Raw genomic sequence first — 25,580 nt, forward strand, 5'->3', positions numbered from 1 at the left:
CGTTTCTCTTTCTTCTCATCTTCAATTGTCAAAAAACAGACCAGTAATCCCAGTCAATCCGTCTCCAACAAGTCCCAGCTCAAAAGCCAAAACCCGCACAATCAGCAATCCAGCCAATCAAAGGAAACCAGAAACAAAGGCAACAACCGCTTGCAGCGCCCGCCGCCCTCGTCAGTGAGCGGGCTTATAGACCCCCCACAGCTCATCAGTCAACAGTCCAAGACAGAACAAAATCAATTTTCTCACAAGTCATTGATTATAAAAGATATATATCAGAATTATCGCCGAAGTCTCTAAATCTACGCTCGGGACTGGCCGTTTCGGGGCCGCGATGAGGAAGGTACTAAGCGCCTGTCCAGTAATAAAGCCGTATACTGCAAAACCCTCGCACACGCTTCTCCCCTCTCCCCCTCCATGGAGACTCCACCAACTGTCTCGATACTCGTCAGTGAGCCGGCGAGTGCACAACTGTGCACGAAAAGCGAATAGGCTTATGCCCGCCCTGACTTCTTCACATTCCAGTGGTTACAGGACGAACGGCCCGCGAAAGTTGGCAATGCTATGGACAAAGACGGCGACCTATTTGACTTGCCGGGCCAAAAGATGCACATCTTTGCGGCCTGCCAGCATAATAAGGCGGGATCCAACGAGGCGTATGAAGTGAAGCGATGACAACGGAGAAGATGATGATCCGCTCGCTCGGCAACGAGCCGCCGCTTCTTGCCGATGGCAGGCGAGCACCGGATCGCCGTGAAGTCTCGCTTCGCTGGCTCTGCGGAACATTTCTGACCGGCATTACCTCAAGCGTGTTGATGGGCGTTGCTCTGTTTGCTGCCCTAGACGGGCGCCAGCAACTTGCCATTCCCGCTGAGGCCTATGCCAATATCTCCCTGCCACACAGTGACAATACCAGCGTCGTTCGCGGCGGTCGTCTTGTGTCGGCGGCAATTGCTGCACGGCCGTCTGATCGCAAGATCATGGACGTTTCGACGGTCGTTCACGAAGGCGACAAAGAGATTGTCCGGCGCCAACCCTTTGCGCATGTGAAAATGATGCTGGCCGCCAATCACATCAGTACGGAAGATTATCCCGATTTCGATCCGCTCGCGATTTTCTCAGCCGACGAGCCGCAGCCCGCTCCTGCGGCACGTACCGGAACGATCTACGGCTCTGATGTGGAATCCGAAGTCAGTCTCAAGACGGTTCCTTATCCAACGACGAAAACCAATTTGAAAGTTGCGGCCGGAATGACGCTCGACGAGGTCGAGGAAAATGTTCGTTCCAACGGCTCCGTTCTGACCGATGGCACAAAGCAGGTGGCCGCGCTCTATTATGTGGACCCTGAGCGCTTCTCAAACAATGATACCGATGTCGACCTGACAGCAGGCCTGACGGCGCGCGTTCTCGAACAGAACATGACGGTATCCGCCCCCGAAGCGACATCGCCGCAGTCGGAAGAATTTGCCGATGACATCGTGCCGGTTCACGAAGATACAACCATCGTCAAAGCGATGATGGATGCCGGTTATCCGGAGCCACAGGCACGCGGCATGTCAAATTACCTGTCCCAGATCCTCGGCACCGAAAATGTGCAGAAGGGCGATGTCCTGCGCATGGGCATTCTCCAGCGTGGCGAGCAGGCGAAAATCATGCGCGCCAGCGTCTACCGCGATGCGCGCCATGTGGGAACGATCGCGATCGATGACACGGGCAAGTTCGTCTCTGCGCAGGAACCACCGCGTCTTGACGCGATCAACACGGCCTTCGACGATACCTCCCAATCGACACCGGCGAACCAAAACCTGCCACGTGTTTACGATGGCATTTATCGCGCAGCTCTTTCCTACGGCATGACCAAGGATATGACGGCGCTGATCATCAAGCTTCTGGCCAGCAACGTCGATTTCCAATCGCAATTGCGGCCCACTGATTATCTCGAAGCCTTCTTCTCGGTGGCGGATGCAAGCGGCAGAGCAAGTGAAGATTCCGAGCTTCTTTACGTCAATGCACGGTTCGGCGATACGGTAACGCGCTTTTACCGCTATCAGGATCCCGACGACGGTTCCATCGACTACTTCGACCCGGACGGAAAAAGCATCCGACAATTCCTGTTGCGCAACCCGCTTCCCAACGGTGTCTTCAAATCCGGCTTCGGTATGCGCCGTCACCCTATCCTCGGTTTTGCGCGCATGCATACAGGCGTCGACTGGGCAGCGCCGCGCGGCTCGGCTATCATCGCAGCCGGCAACGGCGTTGTCGAAAAAGCAGGCTGGGATTCCGGCGGTTACGGTAACCAGACGATCATTCGTCACGCTAACGGCTATGAATCCTCTTATAACCATCAAAGCGCCATTGCGAAGGGTGTTGTTCCCGGCGCGAAAATACGACAGGGCCAAGTAATCGGCTGGGTCGGCACGACAGGTGAATCGACTGGTCCGCATCTGCATTACGAACTTCTGGTCAACGGTACACGCGTCGACCCGCTTCGCATTCGCCTGCCCGGCGGCAAGTCCTTGACCGGCGATGCGCTCGCCAAGTTCGAGACCGAGCGCAAGCGCATCGACACATTGTTAGGCACCGCCGAAGCCGATCAAGTCGCCAGCAAGTAGATAAATTCCGCAAAAAGCGCGTATAACGTCTAAAATACCCCAAAAACTACGGGTTATTTTTTGCAAGCCTCATATTCGTGAAATCTTCGTTAAGATCGTACCAAGTGATTCGACATCGATTGCTAAATGATTTGGCGAGGCGGAATGGAATCGAGTGAGGCAATTGAACGCTGGGCGCTATGCAGGGCGCAGGAGATTCTCCATAAAGAAGGTTATCTTCTGATGGATGCCGCTCAGGCTTTGGATAAGAAGCGCACGCAATCGAATGCGTATTTGCTGCGCAATGCGATTGTGCGCTCTCTTATGGAGGCGGCGTCCGGTCCTAAGCTCGAAATATCGAGCGAAAGCCACTAACAAGCAACGCGACCTAGCTGCATGCAATGCACTTAGCTACCTTTGTTCGCGTTCATCATTTCAAGCGTAAATGCCTGCGCCGGACAATCGATCCGGCAGCAGAACAAAGTATCTCGAACGCAAAAAGTAAGCGGGCCGAAACCCGCTCAGCTCTTGTTACGCCGCGACGCTGACGGAAGAAGGCCGACTGCGGAATAGCAAGCGATCACTTCCACTCGTTGCCTTGACCAGAGAGCCGTCGGCAATTTCCCCGCCGAGGATTTGCTCGGCCAGCGGGTCCTGCACGAACTTCTGGATCACACGCTTCAGCGGCCTTGCACCATAGATCGGGTCATAACCCTTGTTGGCGAGCCAGGCGCGCGCATCATCATCCAACTCAAGCGTGATCTTGCGATCCGCCAGGAGCTCGAGAAGCCGCCGCAACTGGATATCGACGATGGAGCCCATTTCCTCCCGCCGCAAGCGATGGAAGAGAATGATTTCGTCGATACGGTTCAAGAACTCTGGCCGGAAATGGGAGCGAACCACTTCCATGACCTGATCGCGAACCTTATCGCTATCCTCACCATCACCAAGCTGCGAAAGATATTCCGCGCCGAGGTTGGACGTCATGATGATCATGGTGTTGCGGAAATCCACAGTACGCCCTTGTCCATCCGTCAACCGGCCGTCATCCAGCACCTGAAGCAGAACATTGAACACGTCCGGATGCGCCTTTTCGATCTCATCGAACAGGATCACCTGGTACGGCCGACGACGAACCGCTTCGGTCAGCGAACCGCCTTCCTCATAGCCGACATAGCCGGGAGGCGCCCCGATCAGCCGGGCAACGGAGTGCTTCTCCATATATTCCGACATATCCATACGCACCATCGCCGTCTCGTCATCGAACAGGAAGCGAGCCAAGGCCTTGGTCAGTTCCGTTTTGCCGACGCCGGTCGGGCCGAGGAAGATGAACGAACCGATAGGCCGGTTTGGATCCTGAAGCCCCGCACGAGAGCGGCGGACTGCACGTGATACGGCCTGAACGGCATCACCCTGACCGACAACGGACTTCGCCAGTTCATCTTCCATCCGAAGCAGCTTGTCCCGCTCGCCTTCCAGCATCCGATCGACGGGTATCCCCGTCCAACGCGAGACAACATGGGCAATGTTATCCGCATGCACGACTTCCTGCACCATGGCGCTGCGATCGCCATCCTGCTTTTCAGCCTCGACAAGCTGCTTTTCAAGCGCAGGAATGACGCCGTAAGTCAGCTCGCCAGCCCGCTGGAATTCTCCCTTGCGCTGGGCGATAGCCAGTTCGTTACGAGCTTCGTCGAGCTGCTTTTTGAGGTCGGCGGCCAGACCGAGCTTCTGTTTTTCGGACTGCCAGCGCGCCGTCAGGGCATCGGCCTGTTCTTCGAGACCCGCCAGATCGCTTTCCAGCTTTTTCAAGCGGTCGCTGGACGCCTGATCGGTTTCCTTCTTCAAGGCCTCACGCTCGATCTTCAGCTGGATGATGCGACGATCAAGTTCGTCGAGTTCTTCCGGCTTGGAATCCACCTGCATACGAAGACGAGCCGCAGCTTCGTCAACGAGATCGATCGCCTTATCGGGCAAGAAACGGTCTGTAATATAGCGGTTCGATAACGTCGCGGCGGCAACAAGCGCCGAGTCGGCGATGCGAACCTTATGATGCTGCTCGTACTTCTCCTTCAGCCCGCGCAGGATTGAGATCGTATCTTCGACGGTCGGCTCATCAACGACCACAGGCTGAAAACGCCGGGCCAAAGCCGGATCTTTCTCGACGTGCTTGCGGTACTCATCCAGCGTGGTTGCGCCGACACAGTGCAATTCACCACGTGCCAAAGCAGGCTTCAGAAGGTTTGATGCATCCATAGCGCCATCGGCCTTGCCGGCACCAACAAGCGTGTGCATTTCGTCGATGAAAAGGATGATCTCGCCGTTCTCCGACTGCACTTCGTTCAGGACAGCCTTGAGCCGCTCCTCGAATTCACCGCGATATTTCGCACCCGCAATCAGCGCGCCCATGTCGAGCGCCATCAACTTCTTGTCCTTGAGCGATTCAGGCACGTCGCCGTTGACGATGCGCAGCGCGAGACCTTCGACGATCGCAGTCTTACCAACGCCGGGCTCACCGATGAGGACAGGGTTGTTCTTGGTGCGGCGCGACAGAACCTGGATGGTGCGGCGAATTTCATCGTCACGGCCAATAACCGGATCGAGTTTGCCCTCGCGTGCCTCCGCGGTCAGATCGCGCGCAAATTTCTTCAACGAATCAAAGCCTTGCTCGGCATTTGCCGAGTCAGCCGTGCGGCCCTTCCTGATGTCATTGATGACCTGGTTGAGAGCCTGCGGCGTGACGCCCGCATTCTTCAAAATCGACGCGGTCGCAGCCGTCGTCTCGATCGCCAGTGCCTGCAGCAGGCGTTCCACAGTGACAAAACTATCGCCTGCCTTCTTTGCCGCTTCCTCGGCAGTCGAGAAAACCTTCGCCAAAGGCTGTGCCAGATAGATCTGACCATTGCCACCGGACACCTTTGGCAGTTTGGCAAGGGCTGCATCATTAGCCAGACGCGCAGCCTTAGCATCACCGCCGGCGCGTTCGATGAGAGAGGCTGCCATGCCCTGCTCGTCGTCAAGCAGGACCTTCAGCACATGTTCTGGCGTAAATTGCTGATGACCCTGAGCGAGTGCGTAGGTTTGGGCCGATTGAACGAAGCCCCTCACTCTTTCGGAATACTTTTCGATATTCATATCTTAACCTCCTTGATCGCCCTGCCCGTCAAGGCACAGAACGATGATTGGGATCAGCCCCCTCTTCGAGGCAGGCCGCATGGATCGGCAGGTGCCTATCCATATTTCGATTAAGATATGGGGGAAAATCGAAGTCGTTTAAAGAGGATCTCATATGAAAAACGGCAGCTTCGAAAAGCCGCCGTTGTCTCACATCAAAATCAACCGCTGACGGTTAATGGGCGCCCGCAGCGGTCGCGATTCCGGAATTTGCCGCAGGCAGAAAGCGGGTAAGAAGGCTTGCCATTTCATCGTCACGCTGCTGGGCGCTTTTGCCTCCGAGCACAGCGGCAACAAGGCGTGTTCCGCCACGATTGACAGAGGTCACGAGATTGTAGCCGGCAGCCTTGGTATAACCGGTCTTGATGCCGTCGACGCCTTCATAGCTTCGCACCAGACGGTTGTGCCCTCGCAATTTCATGCCGCGAAACGTAATATAGCGCATCGAAAACATCTTGAACTCCGTGGGAAAATCCCGGGCGAGCGCAATACCAAGACGCGCCATGTCACGTGCTGTCGTGACCTGCGCTGGATCGGGAAGTCCTGTCGCATTGCGAAAGACTGTGCTCGTCATGCCGAGCCGACGCGCTTGCGCCGTCATCAGATCGCCAAATGCCGGCTCGCTGCCGCCCAGCTTTTCGGCAATGGCAGCCGCCGCATCGTTTGCAGAAAGCACCACCATGCCTTCGACTGCCTCGCGCACCGTTACCTCTTTACCAACACCGACACCAAGCTTGAATGGCTCTTTGCCATCCGCATTGGCCGATATCGGCAGCCGGTCATTCCAATTGAGCTTGCCATCCTTCAGCGCCGAAAATGCAAGATAAAGCGTCATCATCTTTGTGAGCGAGGCGGGGTAATGCAGCGTATCAGCGTCGGAAGCTTCCAGGACTTCACCCGTTGCTGCATTAACGACGATATGTGCTTCACTCGCAAAGGCAGAGGATACAGCAGCCATGAAAATCCCCAGCATCACGCAAACGCGAGGGAGGGCTTTCGAAAAAACTGTCATGGAAATTCCTGGACGAAGATGCAAATCGATAAAAAAAACCGGCTGCCTCAGAAAATGATGCAGCCGGTTTCGTGACTAAGCTTATTCAGAAGCGACGTCGGCAAGCGCCGGTTCGGACGCCTCACCTTCTTCGCTCCGGCGGGGACGACGCTGGCGCGGACCCGTCGAGCGGCGGCGCGTCTGACGCTCGCGCGGCTGTTCGCCAGCCTGATCTTCCATGACGACTTCCGCTGGGATGCCCGCAATATCAGGTTGGGGGCCGCTGCCATCAACGCTCGATGCCACAGCGGCTGGCGCCTCTTCCTTGGGAGCGGGCGCTGGACGATTTTCGTTGCGGCGTGTGCGGGCAGGACGCTCGCTGCTGGACTGGCGTGGCGCGCGTTCAGCAACGACCGGCGGCTGTTCGGCAGCCTCCTCTTCAGCCTGTGGTGCTACGGCAGGGGCAGCAACCTGACGAGGCTGCTCTTCCTGCTGGCGGCGCGGCTGATGGTCCTGTTGCCCACGATTTTCATCGCGGCGCGGCTGATGCTGCCCATTGCCGTTGTATTGGTGGCGCGGCGGCTGAACGACGACGACGTCATCGAGATCGCCCGCATCGAGATCGTCACCATCGCGGTCGATGTTTTCACGATCCTGATAATCGGAGCGCTCTTCCCGTTGGAAGCGTTCCTGCATCTGCGCCTGGGCGCTTGCAATGATGCGATTATAGTGTTCAGCGTGCTGTAAATAATTTTCCGCAATGACCCGATCGCCTGAGCTTTGCGCATCGCGCGCTAACTGGGCATATTTTTCGGCAATATGCTGCGCAGTACCGCGAATCTTCACGTCGGGGCCGGAGCTGTCGTAGGTCCGGGTCAGCGGATTACCGCCCTTGCGGTTAAAGTTATTATTGTTATTTCCGCCGTTATTATTGTTACCACGCCCTCGACCGCGCTTGTTCTGCTGTCCTGGCCTCATAGATCGTTCACCAATTTTCTGTTCGTGATGGAGTTTATTTTAAAGACCGCCCCGGCGGCCCAAATGCCTCCGGTCGTTCCTGTCGCAAGCATACTGCGCCTTCGCGCCGACCTGCCGCTTGATCTCAAGTCACTTTGACTGAATGCACGCATCAGGTTGTTTTCAACCTTTTTAACTCTCCAGAAGAGTTAGCCCCCGAGGTCAAGCAAGTAGAAAACGAATCTCCGTTTCCTCCCAGCCGCCCGATGCGTGACGGCAACCTATATTGCTTCCCACGGAAATCCAAGCCTTTTCTTCGCAATCGCAAAAAGTCCTATTTTGATGCCGAAACGGGTTCTGAACTCGTTGTGAAGATCAACACTCTATCGCGGCCGCCATAGTCTTTCGCTGCCTGCAAAAGCATAAAACCTTGATCGGAAAAGATTTGTGTTACTGCATCTTTCTGATCGTAACCGATTTCAAGTCCTATAAGGCCTCGAGGCTGCACGAAGCTTGCTGCGCCAGCGGCAATCTCTCTATAGGCATCGAGCCCATCCTGCCCGCCATCGAGCGCAGCTCGCGGATCATAACACCGCACTTCCGGCTCGAGATCGTCAACGACCCTGGAAGCGATATAGGGCGGATTTGAGACAATCGCGTCGAAGTGCCCTTCAATACCGTCAAACCAATTCGCGCATTGCGTATGAAAACGATCGGCAAGACCGTTGGTCTCAGCATTCGCCCGCGCGGTTTTAAGTGCATCCTCGGAAATATCGCTGCCGACCACAGTCGCATTGGGCAAAGCGCTCAAGAGAGCAAGCCCGATGGCACCAGTTCCAGCGCCCATGTCCAGGATATGGAGAGGACTAGCCGGACTTACAAGGTCGCGCAGGTGCGCAAGCACAGTTTCGACTAAGATTTCCGTATCGGCGCGTGGTTCGAGTGTTGCGGCGGAGAGTGAAAGGTTCAAACCGTAAAATTCACGCGCACCAAGAATGCGGTGAACCGGCTCGCGCAAAAGCCTGCGCTCCAGCGCAGCGGCGATTCGCGCTTCATCATCGCTGGACACTGCCGCCCCTTCATGGGTCAGCATTTCGGTGGCGGACAGTCCAAGCAACCCGGCAATGAGAAGACGCGCATCCAAAGCAGCGTGATCGATGCCGCCATGAGCCAGCTTTTGCCTAGCTTCAGCAAGACAGGATCCAATCGTATGTGTCTGAACGCTCACGCGTCAGAACCGAGGCTGGCAAGCTGGCTCGCCTGGTAATCGGCAATCAGCGCATTAACGACCTCGTCCATCTCGCCTTCGATCATCCGATCGAGCTTGTAGAGCGTGAGATTGATGCGGTGGTCGGTCACGCGGCCCTGCGGAAAGTTATAGGTCCTGATCCGCTCCGAGCGATCGCCTGAACCAACCTGGCTGCGGCGATCGGCCGACCGCTCGCTATCGATGCGCTGGCGCTCCGCGTCGTAGAGACGCGAGCGCAGGACGGCCATCGCCTTGGCGCGGTTCTGGTGCTGTGACTTTTCCGAACTCGTGACAACGATGCCTGTCGGCAAATGGGTGATGCGAACGGCGGAGTCGGTCGTGTTGACGTGCTGTCCGCCCGCACCTGAGGACCGCATCGTATCGATACGAATATCCTCCGGCTTGATCTCTATATCGATATCTTCCGCCTCGGGCAAAACAGCGACCGTTGCTGCGGAAGTGTGAATGCGTCCGCCAGATTCTGTTTCCGGTACACGTTGCACCCGGTGCACGCCGGATTCGAATTTCAACTTGGCAAAGACGCCGCGTCCGCTGATTGAGGCGATGATTTCCTTATATCCACCTGCTTCGCCTTCGCTGGCTGACAGAAGTTCGACCTTCCAGCCATTGGCAGCCGCGTAGCGCTCATACATTCGGAAGAGATCGCCGGCGAAAAGCGCAGCTTCGTTCCCGCCCGTTCCAGCGCGAATTTCTAAAATAGCGCTTTTTTCGTCGGCCGCATCCTTTGGCAACAGGGCAAGCTGGATCTCATGCTCCAGTTCCTCGATGCGCGCCTTGACGTCAGGCAGTTCCATTTCGGCGAGATCGCGCATTTCGCGATCCACACCGCGATCCTCCAACATGACCTCAAGATCGCCGCGCTCCGCCAAGACCTTTTCATAGGCGCGGATTTTCGCGACCACCGGCTGCAGTTCCGAATATTCGGCGGCAAGCTTAACATACACATCGGCTGCCGGTCCGGCAGACATTCGCGCTTCGATCTCGGCAAAACGACGCTCGAGCTCACGCATTTTTTCAACGGGAAGCTTCGCCACCCTTCACCCCGCTTTTTTCTTATTCGTATCATCCGCCCTGCAGCGGTCGTGTCTCGTTAGGAGGATGCAGAACCCATGTCAGGATGCGCAACTTTGCAAGACATATGGCAACTTATCCAAAGAAATCAGCTGCCGCTTAGAGAGGAATATTGTGACTATGGGCAAAATGCTCAAGGAGATGGCGCATCGGCTCCACAGCTTGCGTGTCGTTCAGAGCGTCTTCCATCACCTTCGAGAGCGCTCCGACATCGAGTGCAAGCAGCATAGCTTTGACCGGACCTATGGAAGCAGGCGACATGGAAATCGACCGGAACCCAAGGCCAAGCAAGGCCATCGCCGACAAAGGCTTTCCGGCGAGTTCACCGCAAAGTGTCAGCGGTGTGCCGGTGCGCTGGCCTGCCCTGACGATATCGCGCAGAATGCGAAGGAAAGACCTGCCAAGCGGATCGAATCGATCCGAGACACGTGCATTGCCACGGTCGACGGCCATCGCAAACTGGAAAAGATCGTTCGAGCCGACCGACACGAAATCCACCGCCTCCATCAACTCGTCAAGCTGCCATAGAAGGGCCGGAACTTCCAGCATCGCGCCAACCTGAAGCTTGCGCGGCAAGCCATGACCGAAGCGCGACAAATGCTGCACTTCTTTACGCAGGATATCCCGCACCCTGACGATTTCCTGCACTTCGGTGACCATTGGCACCATAAGCTTCAACTCGCGGTCTGCTGCCGCTCGCAACATGGCACGAAGCTGCGTGCGCAACAGACCGGGGCGGTCCAGCGACAGGCGAATGGCGCGCCAGCCGAGCGCAGGATTTTCCTCTTCATGCCCACGGAAATAGGGAACGACCTTATCACCGCCGATATCGAGCGTGCGGAACGTCACCGGCCGCGAACCAGACTGCTTGATGACGCTGCGATAAAAGCTTTCCTGCTCGTCGGCCTTCGGCATAGTGGAGGCAATCATGAACTGCAGCTCGGTGCGGAAAAGCCCGATGCCCTCAGCACCTGATTCCGACAGTTGCGGCAAATCAACAAGAAGACCGGCATTCATGAGAAGGTGAATGCGCTGGCCGTCTTTGGTCACTGGCTCGACAGCCCGAAGAGCGCGAAACTGCTCCTGACGGCGGGCGCGAAAGCGCACCTTTTCCTCATAGGCGCGCTGCAGGTCGCTGAGCGGACGAAGATGAATATGCCCTTCCTCACCATCGACGATCACCGCATCGCCATTTTCCGCCAAGGCGACAACCCCGGCTGCCTGGCCGACAACGGGAATGCCCATGGCCCTTGCCACGATCACCACGTGGCTTGTGACTGCCCCTTCTTCGAGAACAAGGCCTCTAACATTGGTGCGCGGATAGTCCAAAAGCTCTGCCGCGCCCATGGCGCGCGCGAAGATGATCGCATCCGCCGGCAAACCTTCTGCCAGCGTGCGGCCGGTATAACCGGTCAGCATCCGCAACAAGCGATTGGCAAGATCCTCGAAATCGTGCATCCGCTCGCGCAGATAAGGATCCGTGAGCCTTATCATGCGCGCCTTGGTGTCGCTCTGGACCTTTTCGACTGCAGCTTCTGCCGTCAGACCGTTGCGTATCGCCTCTTCCAGCTTGCGCACCCACCCTTGGTCATGCGCGAACATGCGGTAGGTTTCCAGAACCTCACGATGCTCGCCCTCCATCGAAACTTCACGGCGCGACAGCATGTCATCAATGGAGATGCGCAAGCTTCCCAAGGCTTCGGCAAGCCGGCGAATTTCCTTTTCCGCATCGTCGTTCAAGAGATTTGTCACAACGATGCGCGGCTCATGCAGCACGACATAGCCGAGACCAATTCCGTCATTGTAGCTGTCGCCATCAATGGTGATCGAACGCGTGAGATCGAGCTCGAGGCCGGGCTTGGTGATCTTCTTAAGATCGCCGGTAGCGATCATTTCGGCGATAACCATCGCCGTCGTTTCCAACGCTTCGAGCTCGTCATCGCGGTAGTTGCGACTCGCCTTGTTCTGAACGACAAGAACGCCGAGCGAGCGACCGCCACGCAGGATCGGGACGCCAAGGAAGGAATGGTAGATCTCTTCGCCGGTCTCCGGGAGATAGCGGAAAGCCGGGTGGGATTGGGCGTCCGACAGGTTGAGGGGCTGAGCAGAGGCCGCGATGGTCCCGACCAGGCCCTGCCCCATCTTCAACTGGGAAAGGTGCACCGCCTCTTTATTCAGGCCCTCTGTCGCGTAAAGCTCAAGCACACCATCGGCGCGCAGCACGTAGACGGAGCAAACCTCCGCCACCATATTGCTGGCGATTTGGCGCACGATGCGGTCGAGCCGCTCCTGCGGTTCCAGCGGCTCCGCCATCAATTCGCGCAACCGCCTCAGCAATACGCGCGGACCCCCGGACTGGTCTCTCATGGCGTCTCAGGCTCCAAAACAAAGGCTCGGACCCCCGCGGTCCGCCTTTATCTTTCAAAGATCGGAAGACGAGGCCGCAGGCGTGGAATCAATTCTTATCCAGACCGTAGCAGGAATGCAAAGACCTGACAGCCAGTTCTGCATACGGACCGTCGATCAGGATGGAAATCTTGATCTCGGACGTGGTGATCGCCTTGATGTTGATACCCTTGTCGGCAAGCGTGCGGAACACGCTGGCTGCAACACCAGTGTGGCTGCGCATGCCGATGCCGATAACCGAGACCTTGGCAAGACCGGACTCGCTCTGGATGACATCGAAGCCAATCTTTTCCTTGTTGTCGCCAAGGACCTTCAGAGCCTTTTCCACATCGCCGGAAGGTACCGTGAACGTCATGTCGGTTTTCGACCCGTCTTCAGAAATATTCTGAACGATCATATCGACATTGATGTGATTTTCCGCAAGCGGGCCGAAGATCGCCGCCGAAACACCCGGCCGGTCGGCAAGACGACGCAGCGAGATCTGTGCCTCATCCTTGGCATAGGCGATGCCGGTGACTACTTCCTGTTCCACGATTTCATCCTCGTCACAAATCAGCGTTCCGGGCGGGTTGTGCAAATCGCCCATGCCCGGAGCATCGGGATCCTCAAACGACGAGCGCACAAAGGTCCTGACCTTGTGCACCATGGCAAGCTCGACCGAGCGCACTTGCAAGACCTTTGCGCCCAGCGAGGCCATCTCGAGCATTTCCTCGAAAGCGATCTTCTTCAGCCTGCGCGCCTTAGGCTCTATACGCGGGTCTGTCGTATAGACGCCGTCCACATCGGTATAGATATCGCAGCGGTCAGCCTTGAGTGCGGCGGCAACGGCGACGGCCGACGTATCGGAGCCACCGCGGCCAAGCGTGGAGATGCGATTATCGGGTCCAATTCCCTGAAAACCAGCGATGACGGCAACCTGCCCTTCGCCCATGCGTCTGACGATGTCGCTGCCGTCAATTTCCATGATCCGCGCCGCACCATGAGCATTGTCGGTTCGGATGGGAATTTGCCAACCCTGCCAGGAGCGCGCATTGATATCCATTGCCTGCAGCGCAATTGCCAGAAGACCGGACGTTACCTGTTCGCCTGAGGCAACGACTGCATCATATTCGCGTGCATCGTAAAAAGGAGAGATGGCGCCGACGACCTTCGGCGTGCCCTGTACCCATCCGACGAGTTCGTTGGTCTTGCCGGACATTGCGGAAACGACGACGGCAACCTCATGACCGGCATCGACTTCACGTTTGACATGGCGGGCGACATTTTTGATGCGTTCCAGGTCGGCGACGGATGTCCCACCGAATTTCATGACGATGCGTGCCATATGCCTCTACCACGACTGCCGCCTGCCCGCTGGAGCGAGCCGGCATTCCATACCCCCTACAGCCTGCCAAGAGCGGCCGGAACACAGTCTGGAAACGCTCTAAAAAGCCTGATGAACAAGGGCTCCAAGTTGCGGCGTCTCTTAGCGGCTTTGTGATGAGGTGGCAAGGTCGCTCGGAAGGAATGCGACACCTCCATTTCAGGGTGCATCTCGGCAAGCCATTGCGACTTATGGCCACCCGCCCCTTGACTTCCGGGGGGCTTCGTCCGACTTCATCCGCACGACATGACGAATGAAGACGGGCCCCAGGGCATCGGCACCGCGGATGAAGGAGACAGGCGATGAGCGAAGCGGCAAAGACCACGATCGATCAAAGCGAAGTGGATCGTTTTTCCGCACTGGCTGCAGAGTGGTGGAACCCGGCAGGCAAGTTCCGCCCATTGCACAAATTCAATCCGGTCCGCCTTGCCTACATCAGGGAAAAAGCATCCGCCAATTTCGGCCGCGATCAGCGCGACGCAAAACCGCTTGCAGGTTTGCGCGTACTGGATATTGGGTGCGGAGGTGGTCTGCTGTCAGAGCCGCTTGCCCGTATGGGAGCCGATGTCGTCGGCGCAGATCCGTCCGAGAAGAATGTCGGCATCGCCACCACGCACGCCCGCGCGTCGGGCGTTTCCGTTGATTATCGCGCCGTGACCGCCGAGCAACTGGCAGCCGCCGGCGAGACCTTCGATATCATCCTCAACATGGAAGTTGTCGAACACGTCTCTGATGTGAACCTTTTCCTCAGCACCTGCGCAAAGATGGTAAGACCCGGCGGCATCATGTTCATCGCCACCATCAATCGCACGATGAAAGCACGCGCGCTTGCCATCTTCGCGGCGGAAAACGTCCTGCGCTGGCTGCCGCGCGGAACGCATCAATATGAAAAGCTGGTGCGTCCGGAAGAAGTCGAACGCCCCCTGGCCGCCAACGGCCTGTTGATCACCGAAAGAACTGGCGTGTTTTTCCATCCGGTCGCCAATCAGTGGCGCCTGTCGAAAGACATGGACGTCAACTACATGCTGCTGGCCAAGCGCCCGGCAGAGCAGACATCGAACCCTGCCTGAGCAAGGCAGGCTGATCCGCTACCGCAAGAGCGGACGGCGTTCTAGTTTACGTCGTCCGGCAAGACCGGCAGAGGTGCAATCTCAATGCCTTCCTCGATGAGTGAGCGGGCTTCATCAAGGCTTGCCTGGCCAATGATCCCGCGTGCATCTGCCTCGCCATAGTGGATCTTGCGCGCCTCTTCCGGAAATTTCTCGCCAACATCCTCAGAATTTGCTCGCACAGCGGCGACCGCTTCCTTCAGCTTGGTGATTGCCTCGCGCCGTGCCTTGTCCATTGCCAGCGTTTGCACTTCGTCCTTCTTGCGCGCCGTCGAAACAGAGGGAGCCATCAGGACTTTCGTGACCGTGGCGGAATTGCAAGTCGGACAAGTCAGGAAACCGGACGCAACTTGTCGATCGAAATCGGCACTTTCGGAAAACCAGCCTTCGAATTCATGAGCATTTTCACAGCGAAGCGAATATCGGATCAAGCGACGACGCCTCCGAGCGGATCCATGACGAGCTTCTCCACGGTAAAGTCTCGGCCATTTTTTAAATTGGGAATTTTTTGACGAGCAGAGGCGGCGGCCTGTCGGTCAATCTCAGCCGAAATGACGCACGCAGCCGATCCATCAGCTTCTGCCAGGATTTTGCCCCAAGGGTCCACGATCATCGAATGGCCGAAGGTTTCTCGGCCGTCCTCATGTAGACCGCCCTGAGCGGCCGCAATGACAAAAATGCCATTTTCAATGGCGCGCGCCCTCAGCAAGATCTCCCAATGTGCCTCACCCGTCTGGCGCGTAAAGGCAGCCGGAACGCTCATGACCTCGGCGCCAGCCATTGCCTGAGCCCGAAAGAGTTGGGGAAAGCGAACGTCGTAGCAGATAGCAAAGCCGAGATCGGCAAAGGGTAGCGATAGGACGTGCGCTTCCGACCCTGGCCGGTAGGCGGCGCTTTCGCGCCAGCTTTCGCCATTGTCAAGATCGACATCGAACATATGGATCTTGTCATAGCGGGCGAGGATCGCACCATCCGGTGCAAACAAAAAGCCGCGATTGGCCATCCGCCCCTCATCCAAAAGAATGGGAGTGGACCCGATGTGCAGATAAATGCCGAGTTCCTGCGCAAGAGCTCGGGCCGACTGAACAATGAGATCGGCGCCTTCATCGGTAATGACGGCTTTGGCCGCAGCACGATCGCGCTGCAAGAGCCCCGTCATTTCCGGCGTTTGGACGTAGACTGCCCCGGCTGCCGCTGCCTCACGCACGAGCTGCGCCATGGTAGCGGCATTCTTCGCCGGGTCGGTCCCAGAGCACATCTGAATGGCGGCAGCCTTAAAACTCATTGTTTTGCCTCAGGCCGCCAGAAGCGGATCAAGCTTGCCGGCACGCTCGAGCGCATAAAGGTCGTCACACCCGCCGACATGGACCTCACCGATGAAGATCTGCGGGAAGGTATTGCGGCCATTGGCCTTGGCAATCATCTCTTTGCGAAGATCGGGAGAAAAGCTTGCGTCGTGTTCGACGAAGTCGATGCCCTTGTTTTGCAGCAGTTCTTTCGCACGGCTGCAGTAGCCGCAGCCTTGCCGCGTATAAATCGTAACCGGAACCATGAAAAATCTCCGCAAAGATCGCTGTCGCTTTTTGTTCATATAGTTTGCGCGACTGCCCTTGCAAAGGTCAAAACGCCGATATGGGCAGCACCAGACTTGCGAAGAGCGCGGGCAGCCGCTGCAGTTGTTGCGCCCGTGGTGTAGACATCGTCAATCAAGAGAACCTTACGCCCAAAGATCTCGTTCTGAAATTCGGATCGGACGGCAAAAGCGCCGCGTACATTGTCCTCGCGCGCCTTTGCGCCGAGGCCCACCTGGCGTGCGGTCCGCTTGATGCGGATTAGCGTATCCGGCAAGAGCGGCTTTCCAGACAGGTGCGAGACATGGCGCGCAAGCTCGGCTGCCTGGTTAAATTTGCGAGTGAAAAGCCGCGTTCGGTGAAGCGGAACCGGAACGATCACGTCGCAGTCCTGGGTCGTTCCATCGGCTGCACGCATCATCCACCGAGCCATCATGGGAGCAAGATCGGTTCGGTCACGATATTTGAGCGCATGCACCAACGCACGCCCGGCTTTATCGTGAATGACGGCTGAGCGTAGACGATCGAAGGGCGGCGGATTGGCAATCGCCGCAGCACTGACGATGCCACTGCCGAGATCGTGAGAGAACGGCTCGCCCAAAATCTCGCAGAACGGCCGCTCGATAAACCGGACCGCACCCCAGCAAGCTGGACAGAGGCCGGCATGCCCACCCATGGTGACGCCGCAATCTGCGCAGACGGGCGGATAGAGGAGATCAATAAAGGCACGCACCGGCCGCCGCACCCAAAATGGCGCAAATGTCCACGAAGTATCGGTACGGTTTTCATCCATCTCAAAAGCCTACATCATGGTGTGTGACCTGGGAAAGCTGCACAGGATTTCATGGATAATCAAATGCAATAAGCATGGCATCATCCCTTGCAGGCCAAAGCGGAGCAGCTTATCTGCCGGTCATGGACATCATTTTCGATCCGGCGGCAATTGCCGCGCACCGTCATCGGGCACTCGTTGCTGCCGATCCGAAGGCAAGTTTCCTCCTCGATATTGCCGCCGAGGAACTCGCAGATCGTATCGCGATTGTTGAAAGACGTTTCGAAAACGCAGTCGAACTTCATGGCGCGACGGGTGCGGCGGGGCAAGCGGCGCTTGCTACCGGCAAGATCGATAAATTGATCCGCATCGAAGCCGAAAGTGGTTTTGCTACCCGCGGCGATACTGTGCAAATTGCACCGCTGGAGGATGTGCCTCTGGAGCCGCAAGCAGCCAATCTTGTCATTGCACCGCTCTGTCTTCATTTGACCAATGATACGCCGGGCGTCTTCGTTCGTATCCGTCGCGCTCTGAAGCCCGACGGATTGTTCCTTGCCGCCATTCCAGGCTCCGGAAGCCTTCAGGAGTTACGTGATGCGCTCTTGGCTGCTGAAATCGAAGTGACCGGCGGTGCAAGTCCCCGTGTTATTCCTTTTGCCGATGTTCGAGACCTGGGCGGGCTGTTGCAGCGCGCGGGATTTGCCCTGCCCGTCGTCGACGCCGAAACCTATACCGTGCGTTACGATACGCTCTTTGCCTTGATGCGCGACCTGCGCTCAATGGGGATGACAAATCCTCTTGCGGACCGCAGCCGCAAGCCGACGAGCCGAGCGGTCTTCATGCGGGCTGCTGAGATTTACGCGGAGCGATACGCCGATCCGGATGGACGCATTCGCGCGACGTTCTCGATTATCTACCTCTCCGGCTGGGCTCCGCATGAAAGCCAGCAAAAACCTTTGAAGCCAGGCTCGGCAACGACCAGATTGGCGGATGCGCTGAAGGTGGAGGAGCGCAAGCTCAAGCAATAGGCCGCAACATCATCGACGCAACGATGCAGACCATGGTCAGAATGGTGAGTGGCAGCTTTCGTCGGGCATCGTCTTAAGCATCATGCGTCACTGCCGCAGCAGACAACGCATGAGTTTCGATGGCACCAACAAGAAAGTCAGCGCACTCCAGGGAGTGCGCTGTTCTTTTAAAGAGGTCAGGAGGCTAGAGACCGTCAGCAACCCGGCTCGGCTGCATAGCCCGGCGTGATGCAGACTGATCCTGGAGTGTCCTGAAGAATGCTGCGGCGGATAATATAGCGCTTTCCAGAATGATCCGAAGGCTCTTTCGGCACGGAACCCGTGACGATGTCATCGAATTCAGGAGCGCTGGCGAAGACGCTGCCGGATTTCGTCTTCTCCGCAAGCATGGGCGTAAGAATAAGAGCCAGCGCAACAGCAGCTGTGCCGAACAACAAGGCGATATTCAACGCGCCAGTCCTTGTCGGAGGAGCCGACAGCCGTTCCTTTTCGCGCACTGCTTTCCAAAAATCGTCTTCCATTGCCTCAAGCCTTTTTCACGCGTTACGTGCTTGATGAGCCTGATCATTGGCAGAAGGTGTTAAACGATCGATTAATATCCACAGGAGGTTGCGTCACTTCAGGACGATTTATGATCGTGACGGCAAAGTATGAATTCAAAGTAAATCTTGCAAAATAGGGATTAAGGGCTCATCGGCTGGCGGCATCGGGTAATCGCGCAGGGCCTTGGGACGAACCCATTTGATGGCCTGCCCCTCCCGCCCCTGCGGGATCCCTTCGTAGCGTCGGCATATGTAGAGCGGCATGAGAAGATGGAATTTTTCATAGCTGTGACTGGCAAAGGTGAGTGGCGCGAGACAAGCGACCTTCGTCGTCACACCCAGTTCCTCATCCAGTTCGCGCACCAGCGTTTCCTCAGGTGTCTCGCCGGGCTCGAGCTTGCCACCTGGAAACTCCCACAGCCCGGCCAGCGATTTACCCTCCGGACGCTGTGCAAGAAGAATGCGCCCGTCGCTGTCGATCAAAGCGCAGGCTGCAACGAGGAGTAGCGGCTTGCCGACTTCGTTCATCCCTGCGCCTTTCGCCAATAGCTATAGTGGTAAGCCTCAATGAAGCCCAGACGACGGTAAAGCTCGATCGCGCCAGCATTGGCGATCTTGACCTGAAGCCAGGCCATACGAGCGCCGCGCATGCGCGCCCATCGCAATGCCGACGTTAGAATCTCAAGACCGATCCCTTGCCGACGCCGATGCCGGACCACCGATAACGACATGATGCCGGCCAGATCGTTGTCTTGCACGCAAAGCACAGTCGCAACCGGCCCCGTGCTCGGGTCCTCGATCATGAACAGGCCGCTCGGCGGCTTGATCGAAGCAATCACTTCAGCAAGCGCCGGCTTCAGTTTGGACGAAACATCTTCAATCGTAAGATTGGCATCGACAAAGCGACCCACATCATGGGTCGGCAGATGATCGAGCGTATCCGGGAATACCGCGTTAAGAAGGTCGCACGTCATCACCATCGTCTCATCGAAGTGAGTCCATGCGCGCGCCTTAACGATGTCAACGAGTTCCGGCGGGGCGAGCGGAGTCTGGCGCAGAACGGCCGGACGGCCATAGGCCTCGAACTTGCGGGTTGCCTTATCGAGGCGCAGTTCCGCGTCGCGGCAATCGAAGGGGTCGAGCGGCACGATGGAGTTGAGCCGATTTGACGGATGACCTGCCGTCAGTCTGATCTGCCAGCTGCCATCATATTGAACCGTAGAGGCGGGCCAGGCACGAAAACCGACGGCCTCCAGGCGGCGCACTAGGGGCAGACTCGGTCTCGCAATGATTTCGTTCTCGGTCACTATCCAATCAGCTCCGATAGTCGCCATTGATTGCGACATATTCCTTGGTAAGGTCGCAGGTCCACACGGTGGCTTTCCCCTGCCCCAGTCCGAGATCAACCCTCACAGGAATATCTTGTCTCTTCATGACAGCGGAGGCCGCTTCTTCGGAATAGGCCGGATCCCGTTCGCCGTCCACGGCAACGCGCACATCGCCGAACCAAATTGCAAGCTTATCGCGATCCGCAGCCTCGCCCGCCTTGCCCACGGCCATAACGATACGACCCCAGTTGGCATCCTCGCCGGCGGCCGCCGTTTTGACCAGCGGCGAGTTGGCGATGGAAAGCGCGATACGCTTGGCAGCGGCATCGCTTTCTGCGCCCGTGACGGTGATTTCAAGCATCTTCGTCGCGCCTTCACCATCGCGGCAAACCTGCAAGGCCAGATCCTTGAGGAGATCGTTCAGAGCGGCGCGAAACGACGCAAGGCGACTGTCGTCGGCGTCTTCGATGCGGGCCTGCCCATCCTGCGCGGCAGCTCCTGTCGCAAAAAGCATCAAAGTGTCGGAGGTCGAGGTATCACTGTCGACAGTCATCGAATTGAAGGTCGGGCCGACGCCGTCCGATAGCATCGCCTGAAGCGCGGCCGGCGCGACATCGGCATCCGTCACCACGAAAGACAGCATGGTCGCCATATCGGGCGCAATCATGCCGGCGCCTTTGGCAATCCCGTTAAGGATGACTTTCACGCCGCCGATGTCTGCGGACCGCGTTGCCACTTTCGGATAGGTGTCCGTGGTCATAATCGCTTTGGCGGCCTCGAACCAGAAGTCACCATCGGCCTTCTGGTGCATGTCGCTCAGAACGCCGGCAAATTTCGTGGCATCGAGAGGCTCTCCGATGACGCCTGTCGATGCAAGATAGACTTCGCTTTCGCTGCAGCCAACGGCCGCCGCTGCGGACTTGGCCGTCAGAGCCGTGGCAGCCCGTCCCTTCTGACCGGTAAAGGCATTGGCATTGCCGGAATTGACGACTACGGCCCGCGCCTGGCCATGCGACAAGTTGGCGCGGCAAAAATCGACCGGCGCGGAGGAGCATTTCGAACGGGTGAAGACGCCCGCAACGGCGGCAGGACGATCGAAGACCATCAACAGCACATCCGTCCTGTTCTTATACTTGATCCCCGCGGCAGCTGTTGCCATGCGAACGCCGCGAAGGGCAGGCATGGAAGCAAAAATCTTGGGTGCCAGAGGCGAAACAGTCGCAGACATAGATGGTCTCCTGAACGTGCCGAAGATGTTCGATCGTGCCGAATGGCGATGGCCGCATCTCGCTTTGCAGGATGCGGCCATCTGGAAGATTACGATGAAGCCCGAAAGGGCATCATGAATTACTGCTTGGGAGCAGCGTCCGGGGTCGCGGCATCTGGGGCTGCTGCATCTGGCGCAGCCGCATCGGGTGCAGCACCAGGTGCATCGCCTTCAATATCGCTTCCGCCCTGCTGCTGCATCTTGCTGGCGTCTTCGTAGCCCTTGCGCAGCGTCTCATCGGAAATCTCGATCTTTTCCTTCTGCTTGGCATCCGCCAGCAGAGCAAGATACTTGTCGCGCATGATCAGCTGACGAACCTGGTCCTTGACCTGATCGAACGGCGGAGGCGGTGCGTCGCGCTTGTCTTCAACCTTGATGACATGATAGCCGAAGTCGGTCTTCACGGGTGTCTTGGTGTAGGCACCCTTGTCGAGCGCAAAGGCTGCGTCTTCGAATTCCTTGACCATGCGGCCGCGGCTGAAATAGCCGAGATCGCCGCCGTCATCCTTGTTGGGATCGGTCGACTTTTCCTTGGCGAGCGTGGCAAAATCCTTGCCGGCATCCAGCTGCTTGATGATGTCCTTGGCTTCGTCTTCGGTCTTGACGAGGATGTGACGGGCGTGCACCTCTTCCTGCTTGGGCAGGGCAGCGACTTCCTTGTCGTAACGCGCCTTGACTTCGGCATCGGTGATCGTGTCGACGACATGCTTCTTGAAGTAAGCGTTGTGCAGCTCGCGATCCGACAAATACTGCATCCGCTTCTTGAATTCCGCGGTCTGGTCGAGCTTTTCGTCAGCTGCCTGTTGGGAGAGAAGCTTCACGTCGATTGCAGCCGAGAGCCCGGCGATCTTCTTCTGCTCGTCAGAAAGCTGCGCGAGCTGCGGATCGAGGTTGCTGACGGCAAGGTCAAGTTCAGACTGATGGATCTCGACATTACCGACCTTGGCAACAACCGGATCTGCCTTGTCCTGCGCATGAACCGGCGCCTGCAGCGCGACAAAGGCTGCCATTGCCATCACGGCAAGTTTGGGAGTGCTCAACATCCAATAACCCTTCACAAGTTAAACCACCGGTGTCGATCTGACCAAACCGGCTCGAAAACAGCCATCAGCACTGGAATGTGGCCTTTCTATATCGGCCAAATCCGTTGACATAATTCGACCCCCCTCTTATCTGTCACGCAACCTCGCGTCCAGAACAGTTTCCGGTCGTTCCTCGGCAGACTTCCAAATTCTGAAGTTCGAAGGAGCGAGACCTGGAAACGGCTTATTTTAGAAAGGACCATTTGCATGGTCAGCTTTGGCGGTCTCGCCCGCAAAATTTTCGGCTCTTCCAATGATCGCCGCGTTCGGTCGTTTCAGCCGAAAGTGGCTTCCATCAATGCGATCGAGGAAAAGACCAGCGCGCTTTCCGATGAGCAGCTCGCGCAGCAGACGGTCGAATTCCGCAAGATGCTCGCCGAAGGCAAGACGCTTGACGATATCATCATCCCGGCCTTTGCCGTGGTGCGCGAAGCATCCAAGCGCGTTCTGGGCATGCGTCCCTTCGATGTACAGCTGGTCGGTGGCATGATCCTGAACTCCGGCGCTATCGCCGAAATGAAGACGGGTGAAGGCAAGACGCTGGTCGCCACGCTCCCCGTTTATCTGAATGCACTGAGCGGCAAGGGTGTTCACGTCGTTACCGTCAACGATTACCTGGCACAGCGCGACGCAGCGACCATGGGCAAGCTTTACAGCTTCCTCGGATTGACGACCGGCGTCATCGTCCATGGGCTCACAGACGAAGAGCGCGCCGAAGCCTACCGCTGCGATATTACCTACGCGACGAACAACGAACTCGGCTTCGATTATCTGCGCGACAACATGAAGTACGAGAAGGCGCAGATGGTCCAGCGCGGCCATAATTTCGCGATCGTCGACGAGGTGGACTCGATCCTCGTCGATGAAGCGCGGACGCCGCTGATCATTTCAGGCCCATTGGACGACCGCTCGGATCTCTACACGACGATCGATGCCTATATCCCGGCCCTGACGCCTGAAGACTACGAAATCGACGAGAAGCAGCGTTCGGCTGCATTCTCCGAAGCCGGCACCGAAAAGCTCGAAAACCTGCTCCGTGATGCAGGTCTCCTCAAAGGCGCCTCGCTCTACGACATCGAAAATGTCGCCATCGTTCACCATCTGAACAACGCCTTGAAGGCACACAAGCTCTTCCAGCGGGATAAGGACTACATCGTCCGCAATGACGAAATCGTCATCATCGACGAGTTTACCGGCCGCATGATGCCAGGTCGCCGTTATTCGGAAGGTCAGCATCAGGCGCTGGAAGCCAAGGAAAAGGTGCAGATCCAGCCGGAAAATCAGACGCTGGCTTCGATCACCTTCCAGAATTACTTCCGCATGTATGACAAGCTCGCCGGCATGACCGGTACGGCGCAAACGGAAGCGGAAGAATTCGCCAATATCTATAACCTCGATGTCATCGAAGTTCCGACCAATCTTCCGATTCAGCGCATCGACGAAGACGATGAAGTCTATCGGACCTTCGAAGAGAAGTATAAGGCGATCACGGTCGAAATCATTGAAGCACACAAGCGCGGCCAGCCGGTTCTCGTCGGCACGACGTCGATCGAAAAGTCGGAATATCTTGCAGATCGCATGCGCAAGGAAGGTTTCACGAACTTCCAGGTGTTGAACGCACGCTATCACGAACAGGAAGCCTATATCGTCGCCCAGGCCGGTGTGCCGGGCGCCGTGACGATCGCAACCAACATGGCGGGTCGTGGTACCGACATCCAGCTCGGCGGTAACTTCGACATGCGCGCCGAGCGCGAGCTTGCCGATGTTCCGGAAGGCCCGGAGCGCGAAGCGCGTGAACAGGCGATCCGTCAGGAAATTAAGGAACTCAAGGCAAAGGCGCTCGCAGCCGGCGGCCTTTACGTGATTGCCACAGAGCGCCACGAAAGCCGACGTATCGACAACCAGCTGCGCGGTCGCTCCGGCCGTCAGGGCGATCCTGGCCGCTCGAAGTTCTACCTGTCTCTGCAGGACGATCTGATGCGCATTTTCGGTTCGGACCGAATGGATTCCATGCTGCAGAAGCTCGGCCTGAAGGAAGGTGAAGCCATCGTCCATCCATGGATCAACAAGGCCCTGGAGCGCGCCCAGAAGAAGGTCGAAGCACGCAACTTCGATATCCGTAAGAACCTTCTGAAATATGACGACGTTCTGAACGATCAGCGTAAGGTCATCTTCGAGCAGCGCCTCGATCTGATGGACGGCAACAATATTGCCGAGACCGTCTCCGACATGCGCCGCGAAGTCATCGAAGAGCTTGTCGACAAACATATTCCGGAGCGCGCCTACGCCGAGCAATGGGATGCCGAAGGGCTGAAGAAGCAGGTAGCGGACATTCTCAATCTCGATCTTCCGATTGACGATTGGGTCAAGGAAGAAGGCATTGCCGAAGACGATATTCGCGAGCGCATCACCGAAGCCGCTAATGCCGCCTTCACCGAAAAGGCAGAACGTTTCGGCGACGATATCATGCGCTATGTGGAGCGCTCAATCCTGCTGCAGACGCTGGACCACCTGTGGCGCGAGCACATCGTCAACCTCGATCATCTGCGTTCTGTCATCGGTTTCCGCGGCTATGCTCAGCGCGATCCGCTTCAGGAATACAAGTCGGAAGCCTTCGAGCTGTTCAATGCCTTGATCGGCAACCTGCGCCAGGGCGTAACCGCACAGCTGATGCGGGTGGAGTTGGTGCAGCAGCCGAGCGAACCGCAGCCGCTTGAGATGCATGCGGAGCACCTTGATCCGACGACCGGCGAAAATGAATTTGCGCAAGCGGCCTATGGCGCTGCCGATGTTTATGTTCCGCCGGAAAATCGCGACCCGAACGATCCTTCGACCTGGGGCAAGGTGGGCAGAAATGAAACCTGCCCCTGCGGCTCGGGCAAGAAATACAAGCACTGCCACGGTGCTTTCGAACAGGCGTAAAGCCACTTCTGAACCACTGGCGGATTGTCCTGAGATCAATAGGCGGCTGCGTTTGGCGCAGCCGCTTTTTCATCTCTGGAAAAGGCTCGGCCAAAACCCGTTGCGCGGTTTAAACTCTGTCGCTAAACGGGCTGGCGAA

General features: G+C 57.3%; 22 protein-coding genes. 6 read left to right on the forward strand and 16 right to left on the reverse strand.

All coding sequences use genetic code 11. The features are described from left to right. The 3 genes from VQ830_RS16525 to VQ830_RS16535 all read left to right on the forward strand — a co-directional run. Positions 1-297 (forward strand): hypothetical protein (locus VQ830_RS16525; RefSeq protein WP_337269246.1); only part of this gene is annotated, 297 nt, incomplete at its 5' end. Between the two features lie 371 nt (positions 298-668). Continuing rightward, entirely contained in the window at positions 669-2,609 is a 1,941-nt protein-coding gene (locus VQ830_RS16530; RefSeq protein WP_337269247.1) for a M23 family metallopeptidase, read from the forward strand. Positions 2,610-2,753: 144 nt separating this feature from the next. Continuing rightward, entirely contained in the window at positions 2,754-2,963 is a 210-nt protein-coding gene (locus tag VQ830_RS16535) for a hypothetical protein (RefSeq protein ID WP_337269248.1), read from the forward strand. Between the two features lie 156 nt (positions 2,964-3,119). Here the strand turns inward: VQ830_RS16535 and clpB are convergent, their stop codons facing one another. From clpB to VQ830_RS16570, 7 genes are all read right to left on the reverse strand, one after another. After that, positions 3,120-5,723 (reverse strand): ATP-dependent chaperone ClpB, encoded by a 2,604-nt coding sequence (gene clpB, locus VQ830_RS16540; protein ID WP_337269249.1) that lies wholly within the window; start codon positions 5,721-5,723, stop codon positions 3,120-3,122. Positions 5,724-5,937: 214 nt separating this feature from the next. Continuing rightward, the gene (locus VQ830_RS16545) at positions 5,938-6,774 is read right to left on the reverse strand and encodes a D-alanyl-D-alanine carboxypeptidase family protein (protein WP_337269250.1); all 837 of its coding nucleotides are present in this window, start codon (positions 6,772-6,774) and stop codon (positions 5,938-5,940) included. A gap of 81 nt (positions 6,775-6,855) precedes the next feature. Further along, positions 6,856-7,731, reverse strand: a complete 876-nt coding sequence (locus tag VQ830_RS16550; RefSeq protein ID WP_337269251.1) for a DUF4167 domain-containing protein — start codon at positions 7,729-7,731, stop codon at positions 6,856-6,858. A gap of 313 nt (positions 7,732-8,044) precedes the next feature. After that, positions 8,045-8,938 carry a peptide chain release factor N(5)-glutamine methyltransferase gene (prmC, locus tag VQ830_RS16555; protein WP_337269252.1) on the reverse strand — a complete coding sequence of 298 codons (894 nt, stop codon included), beginning with the start codon at positions 8,936-8,938 and terminating at the stop codon, positions 8,045-8,047. Continuing rightward, positions 8,935-10,014, reverse strand: coding sequence for a peptide chain release factor 1 (prfA, locus tag VQ830_RS16560; protein WP_337269253.1), 1,080 nt, complete (start codon positions 10,012-10,014; stop codon positions 8,935-8,937). Before prfA ends, prmC begins: the two co-directional genes overlap by 4 nt. A gap of 136 nt (positions 10,015-10,150) precedes the next feature. Then, the gene (gene ptsP, locus VQ830_RS16565) at positions 10,151-12,418 is read right to left on the reverse strand and encodes a phosphoenolpyruvate--protein phosphotransferase (RefSeq protein WP_337269254.1); all 2,268 of its coding nucleotides are present in this window, start codon (positions 12,416-12,418) and stop codon (positions 10,151-10,153) included. A gap of 88 nt (positions 12,419-12,506) precedes the next feature. Next, positions 12,507-13,781, reverse strand: coding sequence for an aspartate kinase (locus VQ830_RS16570; RefSeq protein ID WP_337269255.1), 1,275 nt, complete (start codon positions 13,779-13,781; stop codon positions 12,507-12,509). Between the two features lie 341 nt (positions 13,782-14,122). On the opposite strand from VQ830_RS16570, the gene ubiG reads away from it, so the two are divergent. Further along, positions 14,123-14,890 (forward strand): bifunctional 2-polyprenyl-6-hydroxyphenol methylase/3-demethylubiquinol 3-O-methyltransferase UbiG, encoded by a 768-nt coding sequence (gene ubiG, locus VQ830_RS16575; RefSeq protein WP_337269256.1) that lies wholly within the window; start codon positions 14,123-14,125, stop codon positions 14,888-14,890. A gap of 41 nt (positions 14,891-14,931) precedes the next feature. On the opposite strand, the gene VQ830_RS16580 is transcribed toward ubiG, so the two are convergent. From VQ830_RS16580 to VQ830_RS16595, 4 genes are read right to left on the reverse strand one after another with little or no spacing between them, the layout of a single operon-like run. Continuing rightward, on the reverse strand, positions 14,932-15,360 hold the full coding sequence (locus VQ830_RS16580; protein ID WP_337269257.1) for a DUF1178 family protein: 429 nt from the start codon (positions 15,358-15,360) through the stop codon (positions 14,932-14,934). Next, positions 15,357-16,214 carry a carbon-nitrogen hydrolase family protein gene (locus VQ830_RS16585; protein ID WP_337269258.1) on the reverse strand — a complete coding sequence of 286 codons (858 nt, stop codon included), beginning with the start codon at positions 16,212-16,214 and terminating at the stop codon, positions 15,357-15,359. Before VQ830_RS16585 ends, VQ830_RS16580 begins: the two co-directional genes overlap by 4 nt. Before the next feature lie 9 nt (positions 16,215-16,223). Further along, on the reverse strand, positions 16,224-16,481 hold the full coding sequence (grxC, locus tag VQ830_RS16590; RefSeq protein WP_337269259.1) for a glutaredoxin 3: 258 nt from the start codon (positions 16,479-16,481) through the stop codon (positions 16,224-16,226). A 35-nt stretch (positions 16,482-16,516) separates the two neighbouring features. Beyond that, on the reverse strand, positions 16,517-17,293 hold the full coding sequence (locus VQ830_RS16595) for a ComF family protein (protein ID WP_337269260.1): 777 nt from the start codon (positions 17,291-17,293) through the stop codon (positions 16,517-16,519). Between the two features lie 122 nt (positions 17,294-17,415). On the opposite strand from VQ830_RS16595, the gene VQ830_RS16600 reads away from it, so the two are divergent. Beyond that, a complete protein-coding gene (locus tag VQ830_RS16600; protein ID WP_337269402.1) occupies positions 17,416-18,300 on the forward strand; it encodes a methyltransferase domain-containing protein in 885 nt (294 codons plus the stop codon). A gap of 194 nt (positions 18,301-18,494) precedes the next feature. Here VQ830_RS16600 and VQ830_RS16605 read toward each other — a convergent pair whose 3' ends face one another. From VQ830_RS16605 to VQ830_RS16625, 5 genes are all read right to left on the reverse strand, one after another. Continuing rightward, positions 18,495-18,821 carry a hypothetical protein gene (locus VQ830_RS16605; RefSeq protein ID WP_337269261.1) on the reverse strand — a complete coding sequence of 109 codons (327 nt, stop codon included), beginning with the start codon at positions 18,819-18,821 and terminating at the stop codon, positions 18,495-18,497. Between the two features lie 135 nt (positions 18,822-18,956). Continuing rightward, positions 18,957-19,370: an 8-oxo-dGTP diphosphatase MutT gene (mutT, locus tag VQ830_RS16610; protein WP_337269262.1), complete on the reverse strand. Its 414-nt coding sequence runs from the start codon at positions 19,368-19,370 to the stop codon at positions 18,957-18,959. Next, complete coding sequence (locus VQ830_RS16615) at positions 19,367-20,176, reverse strand: GNAT family N-acetyltransferase (RefSeq protein ID WP_337269263.1); 810 nt, start codon at positions 20,174-20,176, stop codon at positions 19,367-19,369. The genes mutT and VQ830_RS16615 overlap by 4 nt, the downstream gene beginning before the upstream one ends. Then, the gene (gene argJ, locus VQ830_RS16620; RefSeq protein ID WP_337269264.1) at positions 20,157-21,398 is read right to left on the reverse strand and encodes a bifunctional glutamate N-acetyltransferase/amino-acid acetyltransferase ArgJ; all 1,242 of its coding nucleotides are present in this window, start codon (positions 21,396-21,398) and stop codon (positions 20,157-20,159) included. Before argJ ends, VQ830_RS16615 begins: the two co-directional genes overlap by 20 nt. 119 nt (positions 21,399-21,517) lie before the next feature. Beyond that, positions 21,518-22,480 carry a peptidylprolyl isomerase gene (locus VQ830_RS16625; RefSeq protein WP_337269265.1) on the reverse strand — a complete coding sequence of 321 codons (963 nt, stop codon included), beginning with the start codon at positions 22,478-22,480 and terminating at the stop codon, positions 21,518-21,520. 246 nt (positions 22,481-22,726) lie between these two features. On the opposite strand from VQ830_RS16625, the gene secA reads away from it, so the two are divergent. Then, entirely contained in the window at positions 22,727-25,441 is a 2,715-nt protein-coding gene (gene secA / locus VQ830_RS16630) for a preprotein translocase subunit SecA (RefSeq protein WP_337269266.1), read from the forward strand. The last annotated feature ends 139 nt before the right edge of the window (positions 25,442-25,580 follow it).

It is taken from the genome of Oryzifoliimicrobium ureilyticum (assembly GCF_037199735.1).
In the GTDB taxonomy this organism is placed as follows: domain Bacteria; phylum Pseudomonadota; class Alphaproteobacteria; order Rhizobiales; family Rhizobiaceae; genus Rhizobium; species Rhizobium ureilyticus.

Coding starts and splice junctions, on each gene's coding strand:
- VQ830_RS16530 (WP_337269247.1), top strand. CDS start 669: ATGACAACGGAGAAGATGATGATCCGCTCGCTCGGCAACGAGCCGCCG.
- grxC (WP_337269259.1), bottom strand. CDS start 16,481: ATGGTTCCGGTTACGATTTATACGCGGCAAGGCTGCGGCTACTGCAGC.
- VQ830_RS16550 (WP_337269251.1), bottom strand. CDS start 7,731: ATGAGGCCAGGACAGCAGAACAAGCGCGGTCGAGGGCGTGGTAACAAT.
- argJ (WP_337269264.1), bottom strand. CDS start 21,398: ATGTCTGCGACTGTTTCGCCTCTGGCACCCAAGATTTTTGCTTCCATG.
- mutT (WP_337269262.1), bottom strand. CDS start 19,370: ATGAACGAAGTCGGCAAGCCGCTACTCCTCGTTGCAGCCTGCGCTTTG.
- VQ830_RS16600 (WP_337269402.1), top strand. CDS start 17,416: ATGGACATCATTTTCGATCCGGCGGCAATTGCCGCGCACCGTCATCGG.
- VQ830_RS16570 (WP_337269255.1), bottom strand. CDS start 13,781: ATGGCACGCATCGTCATGAAATTCGGTGGGACATCCGTCGCCGACCTG.
- VQ830_RS16545 (WP_337269250.1), bottom strand. CDS start 6,774: ATGACAGTTTTTTCGAAAGCCCTCCCTCGCGTTTGCGTGATGCTGGGG.
- ubiG (WP_337269256.1), top strand. CDS start 14,123: ATGAGCGAAGCGGCAAAGACCACGATCGATCAAAGCGAAGTGGATCGT.
- VQ830_RS16535 (WP_337269248.1), top strand. CDS start 2,754: ATGGAATCGAGTGAGGCAATTGAACGCTGGGCGCTATGCAGGGCGCAG.
- VQ830_RS16595 (WP_337269260.1), bottom strand. CDS start 17,293: ATGGATGAAAACCGTACCGATACTTCGTGGACATTTGCGCCATTTTGG.
- ptsP (WP_337269254.1), bottom strand. CDS start 12,418: ATGAGAGACCAGTCCGGGGGTCCGCGCGTATTGCTGAGGCGGTTGCGC.
- VQ830_RS16625 (WP_337269265.1), bottom strand. CDS start 22,480: ATGTTGAGCACTCCCAAACTTGCCGTGATGGCAATGGCAGCCTTTGTC.
- secA (WP_337269266.1), top strand. CDS start 22,727: ATGGTCAGCTTTGGCGGTCTCGCCCGCAAAATTTTCGGCTCTTCCAAT.
- VQ830_RS16615 (WP_337269263.1), bottom strand. CDS start 20,176: ATGGCGACTATCGGAGCTGATTGGATAGTGACCGAGAACGAAATCATT.
- VQ830_RS16605 (WP_337269261.1), bottom strand. CDS start 18,821: ATGGAAGACGATTTTTGGAAAGCAGTGCGCGAAAAGGAACGGCTGTCG.
- clpB (WP_337269249.1), bottom strand. CDS start 5,723: ATGAATATCGAAAAGTATTCCGAAAGAGTGAGGGGCTTCGTTCAATCG.
- VQ830_RS16585 (WP_337269258.1), bottom strand. CDS start 16,214: ATGAGTTTTAAGGCTGCCGCCATTCAGATGTGCTCTGGGACCGACCCG.